Raw genomic sequence first — 17,608 nt, forward strand, 5'->3', positions numbered from 1 at the left:
CCAAAGCGCTGGCGCGTTTTATCGCGCATGGCCTGTTAATGCCAGATGAGCGTGAAAGTCCCGTCCCGAAAGGGGAATTCGACCGGCGACCTACCTGAGGTAGTCGAGCGGATTTACCGGTGTACCTTCACGCCGCAGTTCGAGGGTAACCCGCGGCGCATTCCGGCCCGCCGTCCCGAGGGGAGATCCGGCGGTCACTTCCTGTCCGACAGCTGCCTGCAATCCCGCGAGGCCGGTGACGAGGCTCGTCCAGCCATTGGGATGCTCGACGATCACGATCATTCCGTACCCGCGATAGGGCCCTGCGAAGGCAACACGGCCGGTAGCTGGGGCCACCACCTGGGCTCCGGCGCGTGGAACGAGCGATATGCCCGCTTCGCGTGGACCGCCCTCGCCAGCTTCGCCGAAGCCGCGGGCAACGCGGCCGTCGACGGGCAATTGGTAGCGTGTCGGCGGCGCGGTCGCGCTGGGGAATGGAATCGGGACCGCCGATGCCTTTGCCGTCGCCAATTGCGGATTGGCCGGACGCGGGATCGGGCCGGGCAGCGCCGCAAGCCGCTCGCGCAACGAACCTGCTGCTTCCAGTTTGCCGACGAGACTGTCGAGGTCGCGCGCCTCTTCGGCAAGAATCAGGGCGCGACGCGCCTCGCGATCGGCCCCGCCCGATGCCATTTGCGCCGCCTGCCGTTCGCGTTCGGCGAGGGCCGACAGTTTTGTGCGCCGTTGGCCGAGGGTCTTTTCGCTTTCGCGACGGTCTCCGAGCGCGAGACGCGCCTCTTCTTCGAGTGCCCGCGCGCGATCAAGTTCACCGCGCAGGGCGGCAGTACGCTCGCGGACCAGCGGGATCGTGCTGTCGAGGACGGCGCGGGTGTGCACGAGGTCGCGCAAAGAGCCGGGTTGGAGCGCGGAAAGCGTCAGCGGACGTCGGGCAAGGCTTTGCAGCGCCCCCGTGAGCTGGACGAGCGGGGTCCGACGCACGGCCAGTTGCCGGTCGAGCGCGCGCCGCTGGGTGTTTGCGATGGCAAGGCGGGCCTCCGCCGAAGCTATCGCGGCCTCCGCCTGCTGGACGCGGGCCGCCAGTGCCGCGATCTCCTGTCGCGCCTTGTCGGCAGCCTCGAGCGATTGCGCCGCCTTCTTCTCCAGCATCTCGCTGCGTGCGCGGGCATTGCGTTGCTGTTGCCGGGCTACGTCCAGTGCCTGACGTGCTTCACCCGCGTTGGCAAAAGAGGTGCCATCCTGCGCCTCGGCCGGGGCGCGGACGAAAGTGAGCACGCCGACGACAATCGCGATGGATACAGGAAGTGCGACGCTGCGGATCATGGCGTCAATCCTGCAGCATTATCCGCTGCGATGATAGGGGTGGCCCGCAAGGATCGTGGTTGCCCGATACAGCTGTTCGGCCAGCATGGCGCGGGCCAGCAGATGCGGCCAGGTGGCGGAGCCGAAGGCGAGCAGCAGATCTGCCTCCCTGCGCTCGTCTTCCGAATGGCCGTCGGCCGCGCCGAGGACGAAACGGCATTCGCGCATCCCGTCATCGCGCCAGCGCCCGAGGATGGCGGCAAACTCCTCCGAGGAGAGATCCTTGCCCCGTTCGTCGAGAAGCACCGTCTTGTATGGCGATTGCGGTTCGGGAACGCGGCCCCCGGTTTCGGGAAGCTCGGTGAATTTCACCGGCCAGGTTAGGCGCTTCTCGTATCGCGCAACCAGCTCCGCCTCCGGCGAGCGCGCAATCTTTCCGCGAGCGATGACGTGGAGGAGCATGAACAAACTTATCCGAGGCGTAGCGGAGGCAGGCGCGACCACGCGCCCGGGCGTATGCGAGGAAGCCAAGCCGCACGGGTGTGCGGCGTCCAGCGCCTGAAGGCGCTAGATGACTACGCCGTTCCGGCCACCGGCGGTGCGTCGCCGAATGCCCACATGCGCTCTAGGTTGTAGAAGCTGCGGACTTCGGGACGGAACAGGTGGACGACGACGTCCCCGGCATCGATCAGCACCCAGTCGGCCGCTGGCAGGCCTTCGAGCTTTACCGGCCCGTGACCTTCCTGTTTGACCTTCTCGGCCAGTTTCTGCGCCATGGCCGCGACCTGCCGGGTCGAACGGCCCGAGGCGATCACCATGTGGTCGGCAATCGAGCTCTTGCCTTCTAACGGGATGGTCACGACGTCCTGCGCCTGGTCGTCATCGAGCTGCTGGAGCACGAGTGCGAGGAGCTGGTCGGAATCAGCCTTGGCCAAGGGGATAACCTTTGCCGAGGCCTGACCGGCGTTTGCCTGGTCGGTGTGCGCCTGAGTCATAGGCGGATGCGGTACTCCTGAATCGAGGGGCGTGGGCCATGTCGGAAACAATGCGCATCATGGCGCGGTAGTTTCCTCCCGCGCTTCGATGAGCCGATGTGTCAGCTGGTCCCTCGGAGGCGGCCCGGCGAAGCGTGCGGCCCAATCGGGATCGGCGCGGCGGATGGCCGTGGCCGATCGTTGATCGGGATCGAAACGCAAAGTCACCAGTGCCGGTGCACTCCATGCGCCCCCGTTTACAAAACTGGACAGCGGCACCGAATAGCGCCTCAGCCAGGCCATCGCGGGGCTTGCGACGACAGCGTCATCATAGCCGGGCCGTGCGATGACCGCAATCGGCATCATCCGCGCAATTCTCCGCCAGTCGCGCCAGAGGTGGAACTGGCCGAGATTGTCCGCCCCCATCAGCCATACGAAGTCGTGCTTTGGATAGCGCCGTTCGAGCGCGGCCAGCGTGTCGACCGTAAAGCGGGTCCCCAATTCGCGTTCGATCGCGGTCACACGGATTCTCGTGCGCCCCGCGAGTTCAACTGCGGAGCGGTATCGCGACGCCAACGGGGCCATCCCCTTCTTCGGCTTCAGCGGATTGCCCGGCGACACCATCCACCACACTTCGTCGAGCCGCAGAGCTGCTAGCGCGAAGAGCGACACGCGGCGGTGGCCGCCATGCGCCGGATTGAAGCTTCCGCCGAGCAGGCCGATTCGCGCCATATTCCTCAGCGCCCAGCCACGGGACAGTCCTGACCTGACGTTTTATCTTTTAAAATCAAGAACTTGCATCCCCATTGCGCGAGGGTGCTCCGTGCGAATCGCAAGAAAGCAGTAAACGCTGGCGTAACTTTTGGTTCCCGCATTTGCATGAAAATTTTCCAACAAAGTAACGCTTCACCGCATCCTTCCTTCGACTCGTGGAATCCACAGGCCCCGCGATTCGATTCCCGCGGAAACCTTTGTTAGCGCTCATTTCGGGACGTGAGAGACCATTAAGGGACGGGTCGTTTTGCTCAATCAATCTGCCACGAGCGGCTGGGGGAGCCGTTTGCGTAGCTGGTTTCCTGATCGCGAGTTCTTCATGCGATCGGAAGGCCAGGTTCGCTTCATCACCATTTCATCCAAGGTCCAGATTACCGCTGCTGCGATTGCGGCTGCGGCACTGCTTGTCTGGGCAATCTCGATGGCTGTAGCCGGCTGGACTCAGTATCGCGCCACGGCGGATCGCCTGTCGCTGCTCGATCGCGAGGCGAAGGTCGCAACCGCCGAAGAGCGCGTCGACGCCTATCGCGGAAATATCGATGCGGTCGCCACCGACCTGCAGAAGCGCCAGGAATTCATCGAAGACATGGTGTCCGCCCTTCCGGAGGACGTGAAGACCGTCGACAAGGTCAGCGATTCGACCGGCGAAGCGGCCAAGACCGTCGACAAGGTCAGCTTGTCGATCCCCGAAGCAGCTGCGCTCGCCCGCATCGAAGCGCGCCAGCTTGCCTTCGTGGAGAACCTGACCCGCTATGCCGACTGGCGCGCCCAACGCGCATCGGCCGCACTCAAGAAACTGGGCCTGGACCCGCGTAGCATGGTGGCACGGGCCGACCGCACTGCGATGGGTGGTCCGCTCGAAAAGCTGACGACCTCGCATGACGGCTCGATCGACCCCCGTTTCGAGCGCCTCGGCCTTTCGATCGCCCGCATGGCAGCTCTCGAGAGCGGGCTTGCCGGCGTGCCGCAGGTCGAACCCGCCAGCCTCAAGTATATTTCATCGGGCTTCGGATATCGTCACGACCCGTTCACCGGCGCAGGAGCCATGCACAAGGGCCTCGACTTCCGCGGTCCGATCGGTGCGCCAATTTACGCAGCAGCTGCGGGGCGCGTCAGCTTCGTCGGTCGCAAGTCCGGCTATGGTAACACGGTGGAAATCACCCACGGCAATGGCCTGATGACGCGCTACGCCCACATGTCGCGGTTCACCACCAAGGTTGGCGCCAAGGTTAGCCCGGGCCAGACCATCGGCGCGATCGGCAGCACCGGCCGCTCGACGGGCCCGCACCTCCATTTCGAAGTCCGCATCAACGACCGCGCTGTCAATCCGCGCACCTTCCTGGAGACTGCTCCTCATGTTCTCGAAGAAATCCGACGAGCTCCCCAGCTCGCCTCCGCAAACTAACCCGGGACGCAACTTAATGAGCAAGGGCAACTCCACCTTTTCGGTTCTTGGGTCGGATCTGTCGATCAAGGGCGACATCAAGGCTTCGGCCGACCTGCACATCGACGGCTCGGTCGAAGGCGACATCGCCTGTTCCAGCCTGGTTCAAGGTGAGACCAGCACTGTGACCGGCGCGATCAAGGCAGAGACCGCACGTCTCGCCGGGACCGTTAACGGCTCGATCACTGCGCGCGAGCTGGTGATCCTCAAGACCGCCAAGATCAACGGCGACGTGTTCTATGATGCCCTGACCATCGAGCAGGGCGCGCAGGTTGAAGGCCGCTTCGCCCATCGCGACACCAAGCCTTCGCTCTCGGCTGCACCGCAGCCGGCCAAGCAGCCCGAGCTTTCGGTCGCGAACTAGGTTTTCCCAGTTTGGAGGGGATGAGGGCCGCTTGCGCAACGACGCAGGCGGCCTTCTCTTTTGGCCTCAGTCGAGGACTTCGGCACGAAGTGCCTTGCGATCGAGCTTGCCGATCATGGTCTTGGGAAGTTCGTGCCGCACGACGATGCTTTCGACGCGCTCGTGTTTGCCGATACGGCTGTTGAGCCATTCGGCGAGATCTGCACCCGTAGCAGTGGCGCCGGCATTAAGCGTGACATAGGCACGCGGTCTCTCGCCAAGGTATGCGTCGGGGACGCCGATCACCAACGCCTCCTTAACTGTTTCGTTTTCCAGCAGCACGTCCTCGACCTGGCTCGGGAATACCTTGAAACCGCCGACGGCAATCATGTCCTTGATGCGGTCGACGATCTCGAGAAATCCTTCATCGTCCAGCGTCGCCACATCGCCGGTTCGTAACCAGGTATTGCCGTGATGCTCGACGAAGACGTCCTTCGCTGCTTCTGGCCGGTTCCAGTAGCCTTGCATGATCTGTGGACCGTGAAGTGCCAGTTCGCCGGGCACTCCGTCCGGCGCAATCTTCGTCGCATCTTCCTTGTCGAGCAGCAGCACTTCCGTTTGCATGACCACCTGCCCGATCGTCCCCGGCTTGCGCTTGCCGGCATAAGGATTGGCCGAAACCACTCCCGAGCTTTCGGTAAGGCCGTAACCCTCGACCAGCCGGACACCGGTCGCCGCTTCCCATTTCTCGCGCAGCGGGCCGGCGAGCGGCGCGCCGCCGGAAATGCAGACCTTGAGGGTCGAAAGATCGGTCCTGGCCAAGTCGGGATGGTCGAGCAGTGCCTGGAACATCGTCGGCACTCCGGGAAAGCCGGTCGCGCCATACTTCTCGATCGTTTGCAGTACTTGCTTCGTCTCGAAACGCGGCACCATGGCGATGGACGCGCCGGTCACCACCGCGTGGTTGAGCAGCGCGGTGTTGGCGAAGACATGGAAGAAGGGTAGCGCGCCCATGAAGATTTCGCCGGCCGGATCGCCGAAAGGATTGAGCCCGGCCGTCTGCTGTGCGTTGATCGACAGGTTGGCATGCGTGAGCATGGCCCCCTTGGGCGTGCCTGTTGTTCCTCCGGTGTACTGGAGCAACGCCAGGCCATGTGGATCGATTTCGGGAAGGGGCTCGTTGCGGCGCGCCCCTCCTTCTTTCAGCAGGTTCGCCCAATCCAGGATCCCGTTCCCGTAGGTGACGCGAGCCACCTTGCTGCGAGCGAACAGGCGCAAAGCCAAGCCCTTCACGGTTGGCAGCATGCTCGAGAGCGAACTCACCGCGAGCATTTCGAGTGAGGTGGAGCGCAGGACCGCCTCCGCCTTGCCGTACAGTTCGGGCACGTCGACGGTAACCAGCAGGCGCGTGCCCGAATCCGCGACCTGGGTACTCAATTCGTCGACCGTGTAGAGTGGCGAGAAATTGACCACCACCGCACCGGCCATCATCGCTCCGTAATAGGCGACGACATAGGACGGTACGTTGGGGAGAAAGAGGCCAACCCGATCGCCGTTGCAGATGCCGTGCATGCGCAGTGCCTGGGCAAAGGCAACCGTGTCACGGAAGAGCTCGTCATAGCTGTAGGTGCGGCCGAGGAAGTGCAGCAGGGGCGCGGCGGGCGAACGGTCCTTCGTACGCGCGAACATTTCCGGCAAGGCAATCGCGTCGAAATGCGTTGCCCATGGTACGGGATGATAATTCGGCAGCTTGCTGACATCCATGTCAGTAGGATGGCCTATCCTGCCATAAACGCAAGCAAAAAGGGCGGGCGCAGCCTGTGCTTCGCCCGCCCCTCAAGAGGTCGTTCAAGGCTTGCCCGATCAGGCTTCCTCGGCATCCTCCGACGCGCGCTTGGCTTCGAGCCAGGCGGCGGCTTCGGCTTCCTGCGCAGCTTCGGCGGCGGCCTTTTCATTGGCATCACGCTCTGCGCGCAGTTCCTCGATCAACTTCTCGCGATCGCTGCCCGATTCGACCGGGGCGTCTGCGCCTTCGATGCCGGCTTTCTTGGCAGCCTTGGCGACGACGGCGTCGAGTTCGCGCTGCGAACACAGGCCGAGCGTAACCGGGTCTTTCGGCTGGATGTTCTGGATGTTCCAGTGGCTGCGCTCGCGGATCGCTGTGATCGTGTTCCGCGTAGTGCCGATGAGCTTAGAAATCTGTGCATCCGAAATCTCGGGGTGAGCACGAAGGATCCAGGCGATGCCGTCGGGCTTGTCCTGGCGCTTGGAAACCGGGGTGTAGCGCGGCCCCTTGGTGCGGCTCACCGCGACCGGAGCGCGCTGCATCTTGAGCGCGTAATCCGGGTCGGCCTGGCCCTTCTCGATCTCGGCCAGCGTCAGCTCGCCTGAGTGCACCGGATCGCGGCCCGTGTACTTGCTGCTCGCGAGGTCGTCAGCCATCGCCTGCACCTCAAGGATGTGAAGGCCGCAGAATTCGGCGATCTGCTCGAAGGACAGGCCGGTGTTGTCGACGAGCCAGGTGGCGGTCGCATGCGGCATCAGCGGTTTGGGTTGGTCGGCCATGGAAATGCCTTTTCTCGGGTCTGAAAATAGAAGGGCCGCCCCTCGCGGAGCGGCCGTTGTGGTCCCGATGTAAGCGACGGGGGCGGATTCGGCAAGTGAATCCCTAAGGGTCGAACGGCAGGTTCGTACCGAGCGTTGCCAGTCCCGCAAGAAACTGGCGCGTCGCCTCCTCCCATCCGAAAGTAGCCCCGTATCGCGCGCAGGCGCGGCGATCGCACAGGATTGCTGCGGCGATTGCCCGGTCGAGGTCTTCGCTGAGCGCACCCACATCGTCGGTGACGATGTCCTTTGGCCCGGCAACGGGATAGGCGGCAACGGGCGTGCCGCAGGCAAGAGCCTCTATCATCACGAGGCCGAACGTATCCGTCCGGCTGGGGAAGACGAAGACATCGGCCCCCGCATAGCACCCGGCCAGTTCCTCGCCCTCGCGTCGGCCAAGGAAGACGGCATCGGGGAAGCGCACCTTGAGCGATTCCAGCGCCGGTCCGTCACCGACGACAACCCTCGTGCCAGGGTAGGACCCGGACAGGAATGCCTCGATGTTCTTCTCCACCGAGACGCGCCCGACATAGAGCTGGATCGGGCGCGGCAGGTCGGCATACTCGACGGGCGGGGGCGCTCCGGGCGTGAAGCATTCGAGGTCGACCCCACGGCTCCAGTGATGCAACCGGTCGAGGCCGCGCTCGCGCAGTTCGCCACGGATGCTCTCGGTCGCCACGAGCACACGCTCTGCCGGGGCATGGAACCACCTGATATAGCGCCAGAACCATGCGGCGGGAAGGTGGGTACGCCGTGCCACGTACTCGGGAAACTGCGTGTGATAGGCGGTGGTGAAACTCACGCCGTAGCGCGCGCAGTAGCGCCGCGCAGCCCAGCCGAGCGGGCCCTCGGTGGCGATATGGATCGCATCGGGAGCGAACTTGCGCAGCCGATCGGAGACAGCGCGCGGACAGGTGAGGGCCAGGCGTATCTCGGGATAGGTCGGGCAAGGCACGCTGGCGAATTCGTCGGGCGAGATGACGAGGATTTCGCGCCCCTGCTCGCGCAGGATCTCGCAGGTCGTTGTCAACGTGCGTACCACGCCGTTCATCTGCGGGAGCCAGGCATCGGTGACGATTGCGATGCGCTGGGGTTCGACGGGGATCACTGCCTTGGCGCGACGGTCGAGCAGGGGAAGGGTTTGGGCGTTCAAGCAGCCTTCCTTTCGGACTTGTTGCGCCGCGCAACTTCTTCGGCCCAGTGGAGCACTTCCATGCGCCCGTCGAAATGTTCGACCAGCGCCGTGCAGCCTTCAACCCAGTCGCCGTCGTTGAAGTATTCGACGCGACGACCCTCGTGGAAGAAGTCACGAACTTCCGCAGTATGGATGTGGCCGCAGACAACCCCGTCCACCCCGCGTTCGCCGGCGGCGCGTGCGACCACTTCCTCGTACTTCGAGATGAACTCGACCGCATTCTTGACCTTGTGCTTCGCCGCCTTGGAAATCGACCAATAGGGCAGACCGAGCGCCTTGCGCGCACGGGCGACCCAATTGTTGAGCTTCATCATCGCGTGGTAGGCAGCGTCGCCGACGAAGGCGAGCCAGCGGTGCGCCAGCATAATGGTGTCGAACTCGTCACCATGGAGCACCAACAGGCGGCGACCGTCGGCGGTATCGTGAAAGGCGGCGCGGCGAATTTCCACTCCACCGAAGTTCATTCCGCAGAAGGGCCTCACCATCTCGTCATGATTTCCCGGAATGTAGACGATCCGCGTGCCGCGCTTCGCTCGTTTGAGGACGCGCCACACGATGTCGTTGTGTTCGGCTGGCCAGTAGAACTTCTTCTTGAGGCGCCAGCCGTCGATGATGTCACCGACGAGGTACATGGTGTCACTGTCGGTGTGGTCGAGGAAATCGATCAGCAGTTCGTGGTTGCACCCCTTGGTGCCGAGGTGGATGTCGCTGATCCAGATTGTGCGAAACCGCAACCGCTCGCCTGTGATGCGTTCGGGAACGGTTGGCTTGATCGAGGGAAAATTGGCTACGTTGTGAAGCGCTTCGAGGCCGCTGGGCAGTTCGGTCATGGATTGGAATCCCGCTGCTTTTCACGGGATTCTATGTCATGCCAATGTTACGCGCCGCGCACGTGACGGTTACGAAATCGGGACTTTGCTACGGTTTCGGGTCAGGACATCGGGACATAACCCGGCAGGGTCGAAACCCGTTCGAGCCACCGTCCGATTGCAGGGTAATCCCCCAGGCCGAAGCCGCCCTCTTCCGCCACATGCGTATAAGCGTAGAGCGCAATGTCGGCGAGCGATGCGCCTGTTCCAACGAACCAATCGCGATCCGAGAGGTGGCGATCCATCAGCGTCAGCGCGTCGCAACCGGCGATCCGCTTGGCGATCAGCTGAGCGCGCTGCTGGTCGGACAGGTTCGGTTCGCCGATAAAGTGAAGCCAGAAGCGCAGCGTCGCGACATTGGGCTCGTGATTGTACTGCTCGAAGAACATCCAGCGCAGCATGTCGGCACGCAGGAAACGGTCTCCGGGGATCAAGTCGCTGCCCTCGGCGAGGAACCAGCAGGCGGCATTGCTTTCAGGCAGGAACCTGTCGCCGATCTGAAGAACAGGTATGCGGCCGTTGGAATTGACCTGCGCGAGGAAATCCGGCGTTCGCGTCTCGCCTTTCATGATGTCGTATTGCCGGACTTCCAGCGGCAGTCCGAGCATCGCGGCGGTCAGCTTGATCTTGTAGCAATTGCCGCTGCGCGGGTCCTCGTGAAGCGTCAGCCTATCCACCTGCGACCTCCAGCACGATCTTGCCGATATGATCCCCGCCTTCCATCCGCGCATGCGCCGCCGCGACGTCGCGCAAGGGGAAGCTGCGATCCATGACGGGACGGATCGTCTTGTCCTCGAACAGTGGCCAGGCGTGATTATGGATCTCATCCGCGAGCAGCGCCTTGAACTCGTCAGAGCGCGGGCGCAGCGTCGAGCCGGTCAGGGTCAGGCGCTTGCGCATGATAGTGGCCATGTTGATCTCGGCCTTGAGCCCGCCGAGCACGGCGATCGTTACATGGCGCCCGTCATCGGCGAGGCATTCGATGTTGCGCGCCACATAGTCGCCCGAGACCATGTCCAGCACCACATCGACACCCTTGCCTCCGGTAAAAGCCTTCACTTCCTCGACGAAATCCGCCTCGCGATAGTTGATCGCGAGGTCCGCGCCGAGTTCGCGCGCAGCCTGGCACTTGTCCTCGCTACCGGCGGTGGTCACCACCTTCATCTCGAACGCCTTGGCGAGCATAATCGCCATTGTGCCAATGCCCGAGGTGCCGCCGTGGACGAGCAGCGTTTCACCCTCGCGCGCCCAGCCGCGCTCGAAGACATTGTGCCAGACGGTGAACAGCGTTTCGGGGATCGCAGCCGCTTCGGCCATGTCCATATCGTGCGGCACGTGAAGGCAGTGCGCAGCATTAGCGAGGCAATATTCCGCATAGCCCCCACCCGAAACCAGCGCGCAGACGCGGCGGTTGAGCATTTCCGGCTGCACGCCCTTGCCGACGGCGACAACCGTCCCGGATACCTCGAGGCCCGGAATTGGCGAAGCTCCCGGCGGCGGCGGATAGAACCCCTGGCGCTGGATCACGTCGGGCCGGTTCACCCCCGCCCAGGCGATCCTGATCAGCAACTGGTTCTCGCCCGGTTCGGGTAGCGGCAATTCCTCGGGGCGAAAGACATCGGGACCGCCCGGGGCATCGAACCCCATGGCAGTCATGGTAGCGGGCAATTCTGCGGCCAATTTGCGTCCCCTGCGTCTTGCGCGTCGAACATGCGTGGCACGGCTGCCACGGCGGGGGGCAATAGCGGGAGCCCCCGTTGACAGCAACCGGGGAGAATTGCGAGATTGCTCCCAATGGAAGACGACGACCGTCCGCGCCCCCTTGATGACAAAAGGACGGGCGACGCTGCGAGCAAGCTCGCCGCAGAGGACCTCGGCCCCTATTCGCAAGACGAGCTGGAACAGCGCATCGCCTTGCTTGAAGCCGAGATCGCTCGCGTCGAAAAGCATCGCCTTTCGGCTGCCGCGCATCGCGATGCGGCCGAAGCCTTGTTCGGGCGAAAGGATTAGTTGGCTGTGCGGGGGCTGCAATCATCCGCATCGCCCACCATATCGGCCACATATCCATCCACGCATACAGCTTTGGTCAACCTTGCCGGCCTAGGCTGCCACTGTCTCGCCTCTCGCGAGTCCCCTTAGGAAGACCGTAAATGCCAAGCTTTGCAGCAAACCTCGAGAAGACCCTCCACGCAGCGCTCAGCGACGCGGGCGAGCGTCGGCACGAATATGCCACGCTCGAACATTTGCTGCTGGCATTGATCGATGACGATGATGCGGCGCAGGTCATGACCGCCTGCGGCGTCGATCTCGACGAACTTGGCGGCGTGGTGCGCCAGTATCTCGAACAGGAATACCAGTCGCTGAAGTCGGACGATTCCAGCGACCCTCAGCCGACCGCCGGATTCCAGCGAGTGATCCAGCGCGCGATCCTGCATGTCCAGTCCTCAGGCAAGGACACGGTCACTGGCGCCAACGTGCTGGTGGCGCTGTTCTCCGAACGTGACAGCTACGCGGTCTATTTCCTCCAGCAGCAGGACATGAGCCGGCTCGATGCTGTTAGCTTCATCAGCCACGGCATCGGCAAGGGGGGCAAGCAGATCGAGAGCCGCCCGCCCCAGGGTGCCGAAGAGGCCCAGGCCGAGACCGAGGATAAGGGCGACGCCAAGGGCAAGAAGGAAACCGCGCTCGACCAGTTCACCGTCAACCTCAACAAAAAGGCGGAAGACGGCAAGGTCGACCCGCTGATCGGCCGCGGACCGGAAGTCGATCGCACGATCCAGATCCTCTGCCGTCGCTCGAAGAACAATCCGCTCTATGTTGGCGATCCCGGTGTCGGCAAGACCGCGATTGCGGAAGGTCTGGCACGCAAGATCGTCGAGGGCGAGGTGCCCGAAGTGCTGCAGAACGCGGTGATCTACTCGCTCGACATGGGCGCGTTGCTTGCCGGCACACGCTACCGCGGCGACTTCGAGGAACGCCTGAAGCAGGTCGTCAACGAGCTTGAGGGCATGCCCGACGCGGTGCTCTTCATTGACGAAATACATACGGTGATTGGCGCCGGTGCGACGAGCGGCGGGGCGATGGACGCCTCGAACCTGCTCAAGCCCGCTCTGTCGAGCGGCGCGATCCGCTGTATCGGCTCGACCACCTACAAGGAATTCCGCAACCACTTCGAAAAGGATCGCGCCCTGCTGCGCCGGTTCCAGAAGATCGATGTGAACGAACCGACGGTCGAGGACACGATCAAGATTCTCAAGGGCCTCAAGAGCGCCTTCGAGAACCACCACAAGGTCACCTACACTGCCGATGCACTGAAAACGGCGGTCGAGCTGTCGGCACGGTACATCAACGACCGCAAGTTGCCCGACAAGGCGATCGACGTGATCGACGAAGTCGGCGCGATGCAGATGCTGGTGCCGCCGAGCCGTCGCAAGAAGAAGATCACCGCCCGCGAGATCGAGGCGGTCATCGCGACCATGGCGCGCATCCCGCCCAAGTCGGTAAGCAGCGACGACAAGAAGGCGCTCGAGAACCTCGAGCGCGACCTCAAGCACGTCGTCTTCGGCCAGGACGCTGCGGTCGAGAAACTGTCGACCGCGATGAAGCTGAGCCGCGCGGGCCTGCGCGACCCGGACAAGCCGATCGGCTCGTTCCTGTTCAGCGGCCCGACCGGCGTCGGCAAGACCGAGGTCGCTCGCCAGCTCGCCAGCATCATGGGCATCGAACTGAAGCGCTTCGACATGTCCGAGTACATGGAGCGCCACAGCGTGTCCCGCCTGATCGGCGCGCCTCCCGGCTATGTCGGTTACGACCAGGGCGGCCTACTGACCGATGCCATCGACCAGAACCCGCATTGCGTGCTGCTGCTCGACGAAATCGAGAAGGCGCACCCGGACCTGTTCAACATCCTGCTGCAGGTGATGGATAACGGCCGCCTTACCGATCACCACGGCAAGACGGTAGACTTCCGCAATGTCGTCCTCATCATGACCACCAATGCCGGCGCGGCAGACATGGCACGGCAGGGGATCGGTTTCGGCGACGTGAGCAAGGAAGATGCGAGCGAGGAGGCGGTGAAGCGGATGTTCACCCCCGAATTCCGCAATCGCCTCGATGCCATCGTGCCCTTTGGCTACCTCGGGAAGAACACCGTCGCCCGCGTGGTCGACAAGTTCATCCTCCAGCTCGAACTCCAGCTCGCCGAACAGAATGTCGACATCCAGTTCGACAAGGAAGCGCGCACCTGGCTGGGTGACAAGGGTTACGACAGGCTCTACGGCGCCCGCCCGATGGCGCGATTGATCCAGGAGAAGATCAAGCAGCCGCTCGCCGAGGAACTGCTGTTCGGCAAGCTTGCCGACGGCGGCGAGGTCCAGGTCACGATCAAGGACGCCAAGCCCGCTTTCGAACTTACCCCGGCACCTCCCAAGGCTAAGCCGGCAAAGAAGAAGGCTGTTGCGAGGAAGAAACCTGCGCCGAAGAAGCCGGCCGCAGACACCAGCGAGGGCGAAGCGAAAAAGTAAGCTGCGTCTCTACCGCACGAAAACAAGGGGCGACTTCGGTCGCTCCTTTTTTGTTGTTCAACCGAAGACACTTGAGCGCTTTTGGCCTTCCCCTTACCCAGTCACTGAACAAGGGGACTCTTGAATGACTGTTTTGCGGGTCGAAAACCTAACCAAGCGGTTCGATGGCGTGCTGGCGGTGGACGATCTCACATTCGCGGTCGAACCTGGCGAGATCTTCGGCTTTCTGGGCGGCAATGGCGCGGGCAAGACCACGACCCTGCGCATGGTGCTCGACATTATCCGCCCCACATCGGGCCGGATCGAGGTGCTGGGAGCCTCACCCGACCGTCGGAACTCGGCGGCCATCGGCTTCCTGCCGGAAGAGCGTGGGCTCTACAGCCACATGACCGCGATCGACACGATCGTCTATTTCGGCCGCCTCAAGGAGATGGATGCGAAGCTCGCGCGCGAGCGTGGCATGGCGCTGCTCGATCGTTTCGATCTCGGCGAGCGCACCAAGAGCAAGATTGGCGACATGTCGAAGGGCATGGCCCAGAAGGTCCAGCTAGCCTGCTCGCTGGTCAACGAGCCCGAACTGCTCATGCTCGATGAGCCCTTTTCCGGCCTCGACCCGGTCAATCAGGGATTGCTCGAAGAAGAGATCCTGCGCGCCTCGCGCCGCGGTGCTGCAGTAATCTTCTCGACCCACGTCATGCAGCACGCCGAACGGCTTTGCGACCGACTGCTGCTGCTGCGCAAGGGCAAGAAGCGGTTCGAAGGGACGCTCGACGAAGCACGTGCACTTCTGCCGACCCGTATTGCCGTGGTGGCCCGGCCCCAAATAGCCGATGTCCCTGGGGTCATCGGAGCCACTCCCGGTGGAGAAGCGGGTGACGGCTGGACACATTACGAGCTGCAATTGCAGCCCGGCACTTCATCGGAAGCGATCCTCGAACACTGCACCGCAAACGGGATCGGGGTCAGAAGATTCGAGGAACACCGCGCCTCGTTGCATGAGGTGTTCGTCGAACTGGTCGGCGATGCGGGAGTGAAGCAATGATGGACAACGTCCTACTCGTCGCCAAGCGCGAGTTTCGCCAGATAGTGGCAATGAAAAGCTTCTGGCTGACCCTGCTGCTCCTGCCCGCGGCGCTTGCTATTGGCCCCCTCTTCGCACGCGGCCTCGACGAGCCGGAATCCCAGCGCGTGGTCGTCATCGACCGGGCGGGAGGAACGGTGAGCGATGCGATCGCCGCGCGTTTCTCCATTGAGGCTGATCGCCACATGATGCGCGATCTCGCCCGCTATGTCCGCAAGCACAAACTCGAGGCGAAACTGGCCGACGCGGAATGGGCCAAAAGCGATCGCTGGTTCTCGGACGCAGATGTGCTCGCCTTCCGCGAAGGCGGCGGTGTGGATGGCGCAATCAAGCGCATCGATGGGATTCGCGTACCGGATACGCCCGAGTTCAAGAGCCACGCACCCGCCTATGTGGTTGCCCGCGCAGACGAACAGCTGACGCAGGCTGGTGACGACGCGCTGCAGGACGGCGTCGACACGCTTTTCCGGCAGAACAAGGAAAACAAGGATATCGGCGCCGACTACGTGGTGCTGGTCGGATCGGAATTCCCGCGCGATCCCAATGTGCGCCTGTGGTCGAGCGAACAGCCCGAATCGGACTTCATCGAGACCATCCAGGAGGTCCTGACCGGAGAGTTGCGGCTCGGCCTGCTGCAATCGCGCGGCGTCGCGCGCGACGAGGCACGCGTGATCCAGGACGCGAGGCCCGCGATCGCAGTCACCGCGCCACCTCCCGGGGGAGGTGCCAAGGAAGCGGTGCTGATCCGTTCCATTCTGCCCCTTGCCGCAGCCTATATCCTGATGCTCAGCCTGCTGATGTCTGGCAGCTGGATGCTGCAGGGCTCGGTCGAGGAGAGGTCGAACAAGCTGATTGAAAGCCTACTCGCCTGCATCCGCCCCGACGAACTGATGTACGGCAAGCTGCTCGGTTCGCTGGCGGTAGGCCTGTCGATGATCGGCGTCTGGGTCGTTTGCGCCGCAGTGGCCGCCTTTGCCACGCAAGGGGCAATTGCCGACATGATTCGTCCCGCGCTCGAACCGCTGACTTCCCCGTTCAACATCGTGACGATGATCTACTTCTTCATCCTCGGATACGTCGCCATCTCGATCATATTCGTTGCGATCGGTGCGCTGGCAGATTCGATGAGCGAGGCGCAGGGCTACCTCATGCCGGTCATGCTGCTCATCCTGCTGCCCATCACCTTCCTCATCAATTCGGTCGTTGCCGGAAAGGAAGGGCTGTTCATCCAGGTGCTCACCTGGGTGCCGCTATGGACGCCCTTCGCGGTCCTCGCGCGACTGGGCATGGGGATCGAGGTCTGGGTGGTGTTGGCGACCGGCGCTTTCCTCGCCGCCTTCGTCATCCTCGAACTGGTCTTCCTCGGCCGCCTGTTCCGGGCGAGCCTGCTGGCAACAGGGCAGAAGCCAGGATTGCGGCAGCTGGTGGAACGCCTCAAGCCCGCAAGGGAATGAGGTTGCCGGGAACGCTTGCCCGTCTCCCTGCTTGAATCGGGAATGGCCGCGCCCTTCTCCTGGATAAGACCCGAGCCGCACGGCATCCACGTCGTTCCCGCAGATTGCTGGATCGATCCCAGCCGTCCGGCGGACATGGCGCTGGTGACGCATGGCCACGCCGATCACGCGCGCGGCGGACACGGTCAGACAGTCGCCACTCCGGAAACGCTGGCCATCATGAAGTTGCGCTACGCAACTTCGGACGGGGCTATGCCCGTAGCCTATGGCGAGACCATCCGCCTGCGCGGCGGTGTCGACGCGACATACATCCCCGCCGGCCACGTGCTGGGCAGCGCGCAGATCCTGCTTGAACATGCGGGCGAAAGGGTGGTGATCACCGGCGACTACAAACGCCGACCCGATCCGACATGCCCACCTTTCGAGGTCACGCCTTGCGACATCTTCATAACCGAGGCGACGTTCGGCCTGCCGCTGTTCACTCATCCCCCGATCGAAGAGGAGATGGCGAAGCTGCTCGATCGCCTGTCCGCGCATCCCGATCGCTGCGTGCTGGTGGGAGCTTACGCGCTGGGCAAGGCGCAGCGGGTTATCGCCGAACTACGCCGCGCGGGGCATCGCGAGCCGATCTACCTTCACGGCGCGCTAGAGAAAATGTGCCGGCTCTACGAGGAGCACGGCGTCGATCTCGGCGAGTTGCGGCTCGTCTCCGACCATTCGAAGGAGGACATGCGCGGCGCGGTCGTGCTCTGCCCGCCATCCGCGCTCAACGACCGCTGGAGTCGTCGTTTGCCCGACCCGATCACAGCCATGGCAAGCGGCTGGATGCGCGTTCGCCAGCGCGCCCGGCAAAGGAATGTCGAATTGCCGTTGGTCATCTCCGACCACGCGGACTGGGGAGAGCTAACGCGGACCATCGAGGAGGTAGGAGCCGAAGAGAACTGGATTACCCATGGGCGCGAGGATGCGCTGCTGCGCTGGTGCCAGCTCCACCAACGGCGCGCCCGCGCGCTCGCACTCGTCGGCTATGAGGACGAGGACGACTAGG

17 protein-coding genes are annotated in these 17,608 nt (G+C 63.3%); 7 read left to right on the forward strand and 10 right to left on the reverse strand.

All coding sequences use genetic code 11. From position 1 onward, the window contains the following. Positions 1-90: 90 nt before the first annotated feature. The 4 genes from RAM60_RS12470 to RAM60_RS12485 form a co-directional block, all read right to left on the reverse strand. Positions 91-1,320 carry a murein hydrolase activator EnvC family protein gene (locus tag RAM60_RS12470; RefSeq protein ID WP_369026500.1) on the reverse strand — a complete coding sequence of 410 codons (1,230 nt, stop codon included), beginning with the start codon at positions 1,318-1,320 and terminating at the stop codon, positions 91-93. 18 nt (positions 1,321-1,338) lie between these two features. Beyond that, positions 1,339-1,761 carry a 23S rRNA (pseudouridine(1915)-N(3))-methyltransferase RlmH gene (locus tag RAM60_RS12475; protein ID WP_369026499.1) on the reverse strand — a complete coding sequence of 141 codons (423 nt, stop codon included), beginning with the start codon at positions 1,759-1,761 and terminating at the stop codon, positions 1,339-1,341. Between the two features lie 113 nt (positions 1,762-1,874). Continuing rightward, positions 1,875-2,294: a ribosome silencing factor gene (rsfS, locus tag RAM60_RS12480; protein ID WP_200981665.1), complete on the reverse strand. Its 420-nt coding sequence runs from the start codon at positions 2,292-2,294 to the stop codon at positions 1,875-1,877. Positions 2,295-2,351: 57 nt separating this feature from the next. Further along, entirely contained in the window at positions 2,352-3,032 is a 681-nt protein-coding gene (locus RAM60_RS12485) for a nicotinate-nucleotide adenylyltransferase (RefSeq protein ID WP_369027326.1), read from the reverse strand. Positions 3,033-3,333: 301 nt separating this feature from the next. Between RAM60_RS12485 and RAM60_RS12490 the strand changes: the two genes are divergently transcribed. Further along, positions 3,334-4,452 carry a M23 family metallopeptidase gene (locus RAM60_RS12490; RefSeq protein WP_510639792.1) on the forward strand — a complete coding sequence of 373 codons (1,119 nt, stop codon included), beginning with the start codon at positions 3,334-3,336 and terminating at the stop codon, positions 4,450-4,452. Between the two features lie 16 nt (positions 4,453-4,468). After that, a complete protein-coding gene (locus RAM60_RS12495) occupies positions 4,469-4,855 on the forward strand; it encodes a bactofilin family protein (protein WP_369026497.1) in 387 nt (128 codons plus the stop codon). A gap of 66 nt (positions 4,856-4,921) precedes the next feature. On the opposite strand, the gene RAM60_RS12500 is transcribed toward RAM60_RS12495, so the two are convergent. From RAM60_RS12500 to RAM60_RS12525, 6 genes are all read right to left on the reverse strand, one after another. After that, positions 4,922-6,598, reverse strand: coding sequence for an AMP-binding protein (locus RAM60_RS12500; protein WP_369026496.1), 1,677 nt, complete (start codon positions 6,596-6,598; stop codon positions 4,922-4,924). A gap of 99 nt (positions 6,599-6,697) precedes the next feature. Continuing rightward, the gene (locus RAM60_RS12505) at positions 6,698-7,399 is read right to left on the reverse strand and encodes a cell cycle transcriptional regulator TrcR (protein WP_369026495.1); all 702 of its coding nucleotides are present in this window, start codon (positions 7,397-7,399) and stop codon (positions 6,698-6,700) included. Between the two features lie 103 nt (positions 7,400-7,502). Beyond that, complete coding sequence (locus tag RAM60_RS12510) at positions 7,503-8,489, reverse strand: glycosyltransferase family 4 protein (RefSeq protein WP_369027325.1); 987 nt, start codon at positions 8,487-8,489, stop codon at positions 7,503-7,505. Between the two features lie 98 nt (positions 8,490-8,587). Beyond that, entirely contained in the window at positions 8,588-9,463 is an 876-nt protein-coding gene (locus RAM60_RS12515; protein ID WP_369026494.1) for a UDP-2,3-diacylglucosamine diphosphatase, read from the reverse strand. 101 nt (positions 9,464-9,564) lie between these two features. Beyond that, positions 9,565-10,179, reverse strand: coding sequence for a glutathione S-transferase family protein (locus RAM60_RS12520; RefSeq protein ID WP_369026493.1), 615 nt, complete (start codon positions 10,177-10,179; stop codon positions 9,565-9,567). Next, positions 10,172-11,182, reverse strand: a complete 1,011-nt coding sequence (locus tag RAM60_RS12525; protein WP_510639793.1) for an NAD(P)H-quinone oxidoreductase — start codon at positions 11,180-11,182, stop codon at positions 10,172-10,174. The genes RAM60_RS12520 and RAM60_RS12525 overlap by 8 nt, the downstream gene beginning before the upstream one ends. Positions 11,183-11,296: 114 nt before the next feature. Between RAM60_RS12525 and RAM60_RS12530 the strand changes: the two genes are divergently transcribed. From RAM60_RS12530 to RAM60_RS12550, 5 genes are all read left to right on the forward strand, one after another. After that, positions 11,297-11,512, forward strand: a complete 216-nt coding sequence (locus RAM60_RS12530) for a DUF1192 family protein (protein ID WP_369026492.1) — start codon at positions 11,297-11,299, stop codon at positions 11,510-11,512. Between the two features lie 140 nt (positions 11,513-11,652). After that, complete coding sequence (gene clpA, locus RAM60_RS12535; protein WP_369026491.1) at positions 11,653-14,025, forward strand: ATP-dependent Clp protease ATP-binding subunit ClpA; 2,373 nt, start codon at positions 11,653-11,655, stop codon at positions 14,023-14,025. 124 nt (positions 14,026-14,149) lie between these two features. Continuing rightward, entirely contained in the window at positions 14,150-15,067 is a 918-nt protein-coding gene (locus RAM60_RS12540) for an ABC transporter ATP-binding protein (RefSeq protein ID WP_369026490.1), read from the forward strand. Beyond that, on the forward strand, positions 15,064-16,560 hold the full coding sequence (locus RAM60_RS12545; RefSeq protein WP_369026489.1) for an ABC transporter permease: 1,497 nt from the start codon (positions 15,064-15,066) through the stop codon (positions 16,558-16,560). Before RAM60_RS12540 ends, RAM60_RS12545 begins: the two co-directional genes overlap by 4 nt. A 42-nt stretch (positions 16,561-16,602) precedes the next feature. Continuing rightward, complete coding sequence (locus tag RAM60_RS12550; RefSeq protein WP_369026488.1) at positions 16,603-17,607, forward strand: ligase-associated DNA damage response exonuclease; 1,005 nt, start codon at positions 16,603-16,605, stop codon at positions 17,605-17,607. Position 17,608: the final 1 nt, after the last annotated feature.

It is taken from the genome of Qipengyuania sp. RANM35 (genome assembly GCF_041021145.2).
Classification (GTDB): Bacteria; Pseudomonadota; Alphaproteobacteria; order Sphingomonadales; family Sphingomonadaceae; genus Qipengyuania; species Qipengyuania soli.

Coding starts and splice junctions, on each gene's coding strand:
- rsfS (WP_200981665.1), bottom strand. CDS start 2,294: ATGACTCAGGCGCACACCGACCAGGCAAACGCCGGTCAGGCCTCGGCA.
- RAM60_RS12530 (WP_369026492.1), top strand. CDS start 11,297: ATGGAAGACGACGACCGTCCGCGCCCCCTTGATGACAAAAGGACGGGC.
- RAM60_RS12515 (WP_369026494.1), bottom strand. CDS start 9,463: ATGACCGAACTGCCCAGCGGCCTCGAAGCGCTTCACAACGTAGCCAAT.
- clpA (WP_369026491.1), top strand. CDS start 11,653: ATGCCAAGCTTTGCAGCAAACCTCGAGAAGACCCTCCACGCAGCGCTC.
- RAM60_RS12510 (WP_369027325.1), bottom strand. CDS start 8,489: ATGAACGGCGTGGTACGCACGTTGACAACGACCTGCGAGATCCTGCGC.
- RAM60_RS12470 (WP_369026500.1), bottom strand. CDS start 1,320: ATGATCCGCAGCGTCGCACTTCCTGTATCCATCGCGATTGTCGTCGGC.
- RAM60_RS12545 (WP_369026489.1), top strand. CDS start 15,064: ATGATGGACAACGTCCTACTCGTCGCCAAGCGCGAGTTTCGCCAGATA.
- RAM60_RS12495 (WP_369026497.1), top strand. CDS start 4,469: ATGAGCAAGGGCAACTCCACCTTTTCGGTTCTTGGGTCGGATCTGTCG.
- RAM60_RS12540 (WP_369026490.1), top strand. CDS start 14,150: ATGACTGTTTTGCGGGTCGAAAACCTAACCAAGCGGTTCGATGGCGTG.
- RAM60_RS12500 (WP_369026496.1), bottom strand. CDS start 6,598: ATGGATGTCAGCAAGCTGCCGAATTATCATCCCGTACCATGGGCAACG.
- RAM60_RS12505 (WP_369026495.1), bottom strand. CDS start 7,399: ATGGCCGACCAACCCAAACCGCTGATGCCGCATGCGACCGCCACCTGG.
- RAM60_RS12475 (WP_369026499.1), bottom strand. CDS start 1,761: ATGCTCCTCCACGTCATCGCTCGCGGAAAGATTGCGCGCTCGCCGGAG.
- RAM60_RS12550 (WP_369026488.1), top strand. CDS start 16,603: ATGGCCGCGCCCTTCTCCTGGATAAGACCCGAGCCGCACGGCATCCAC.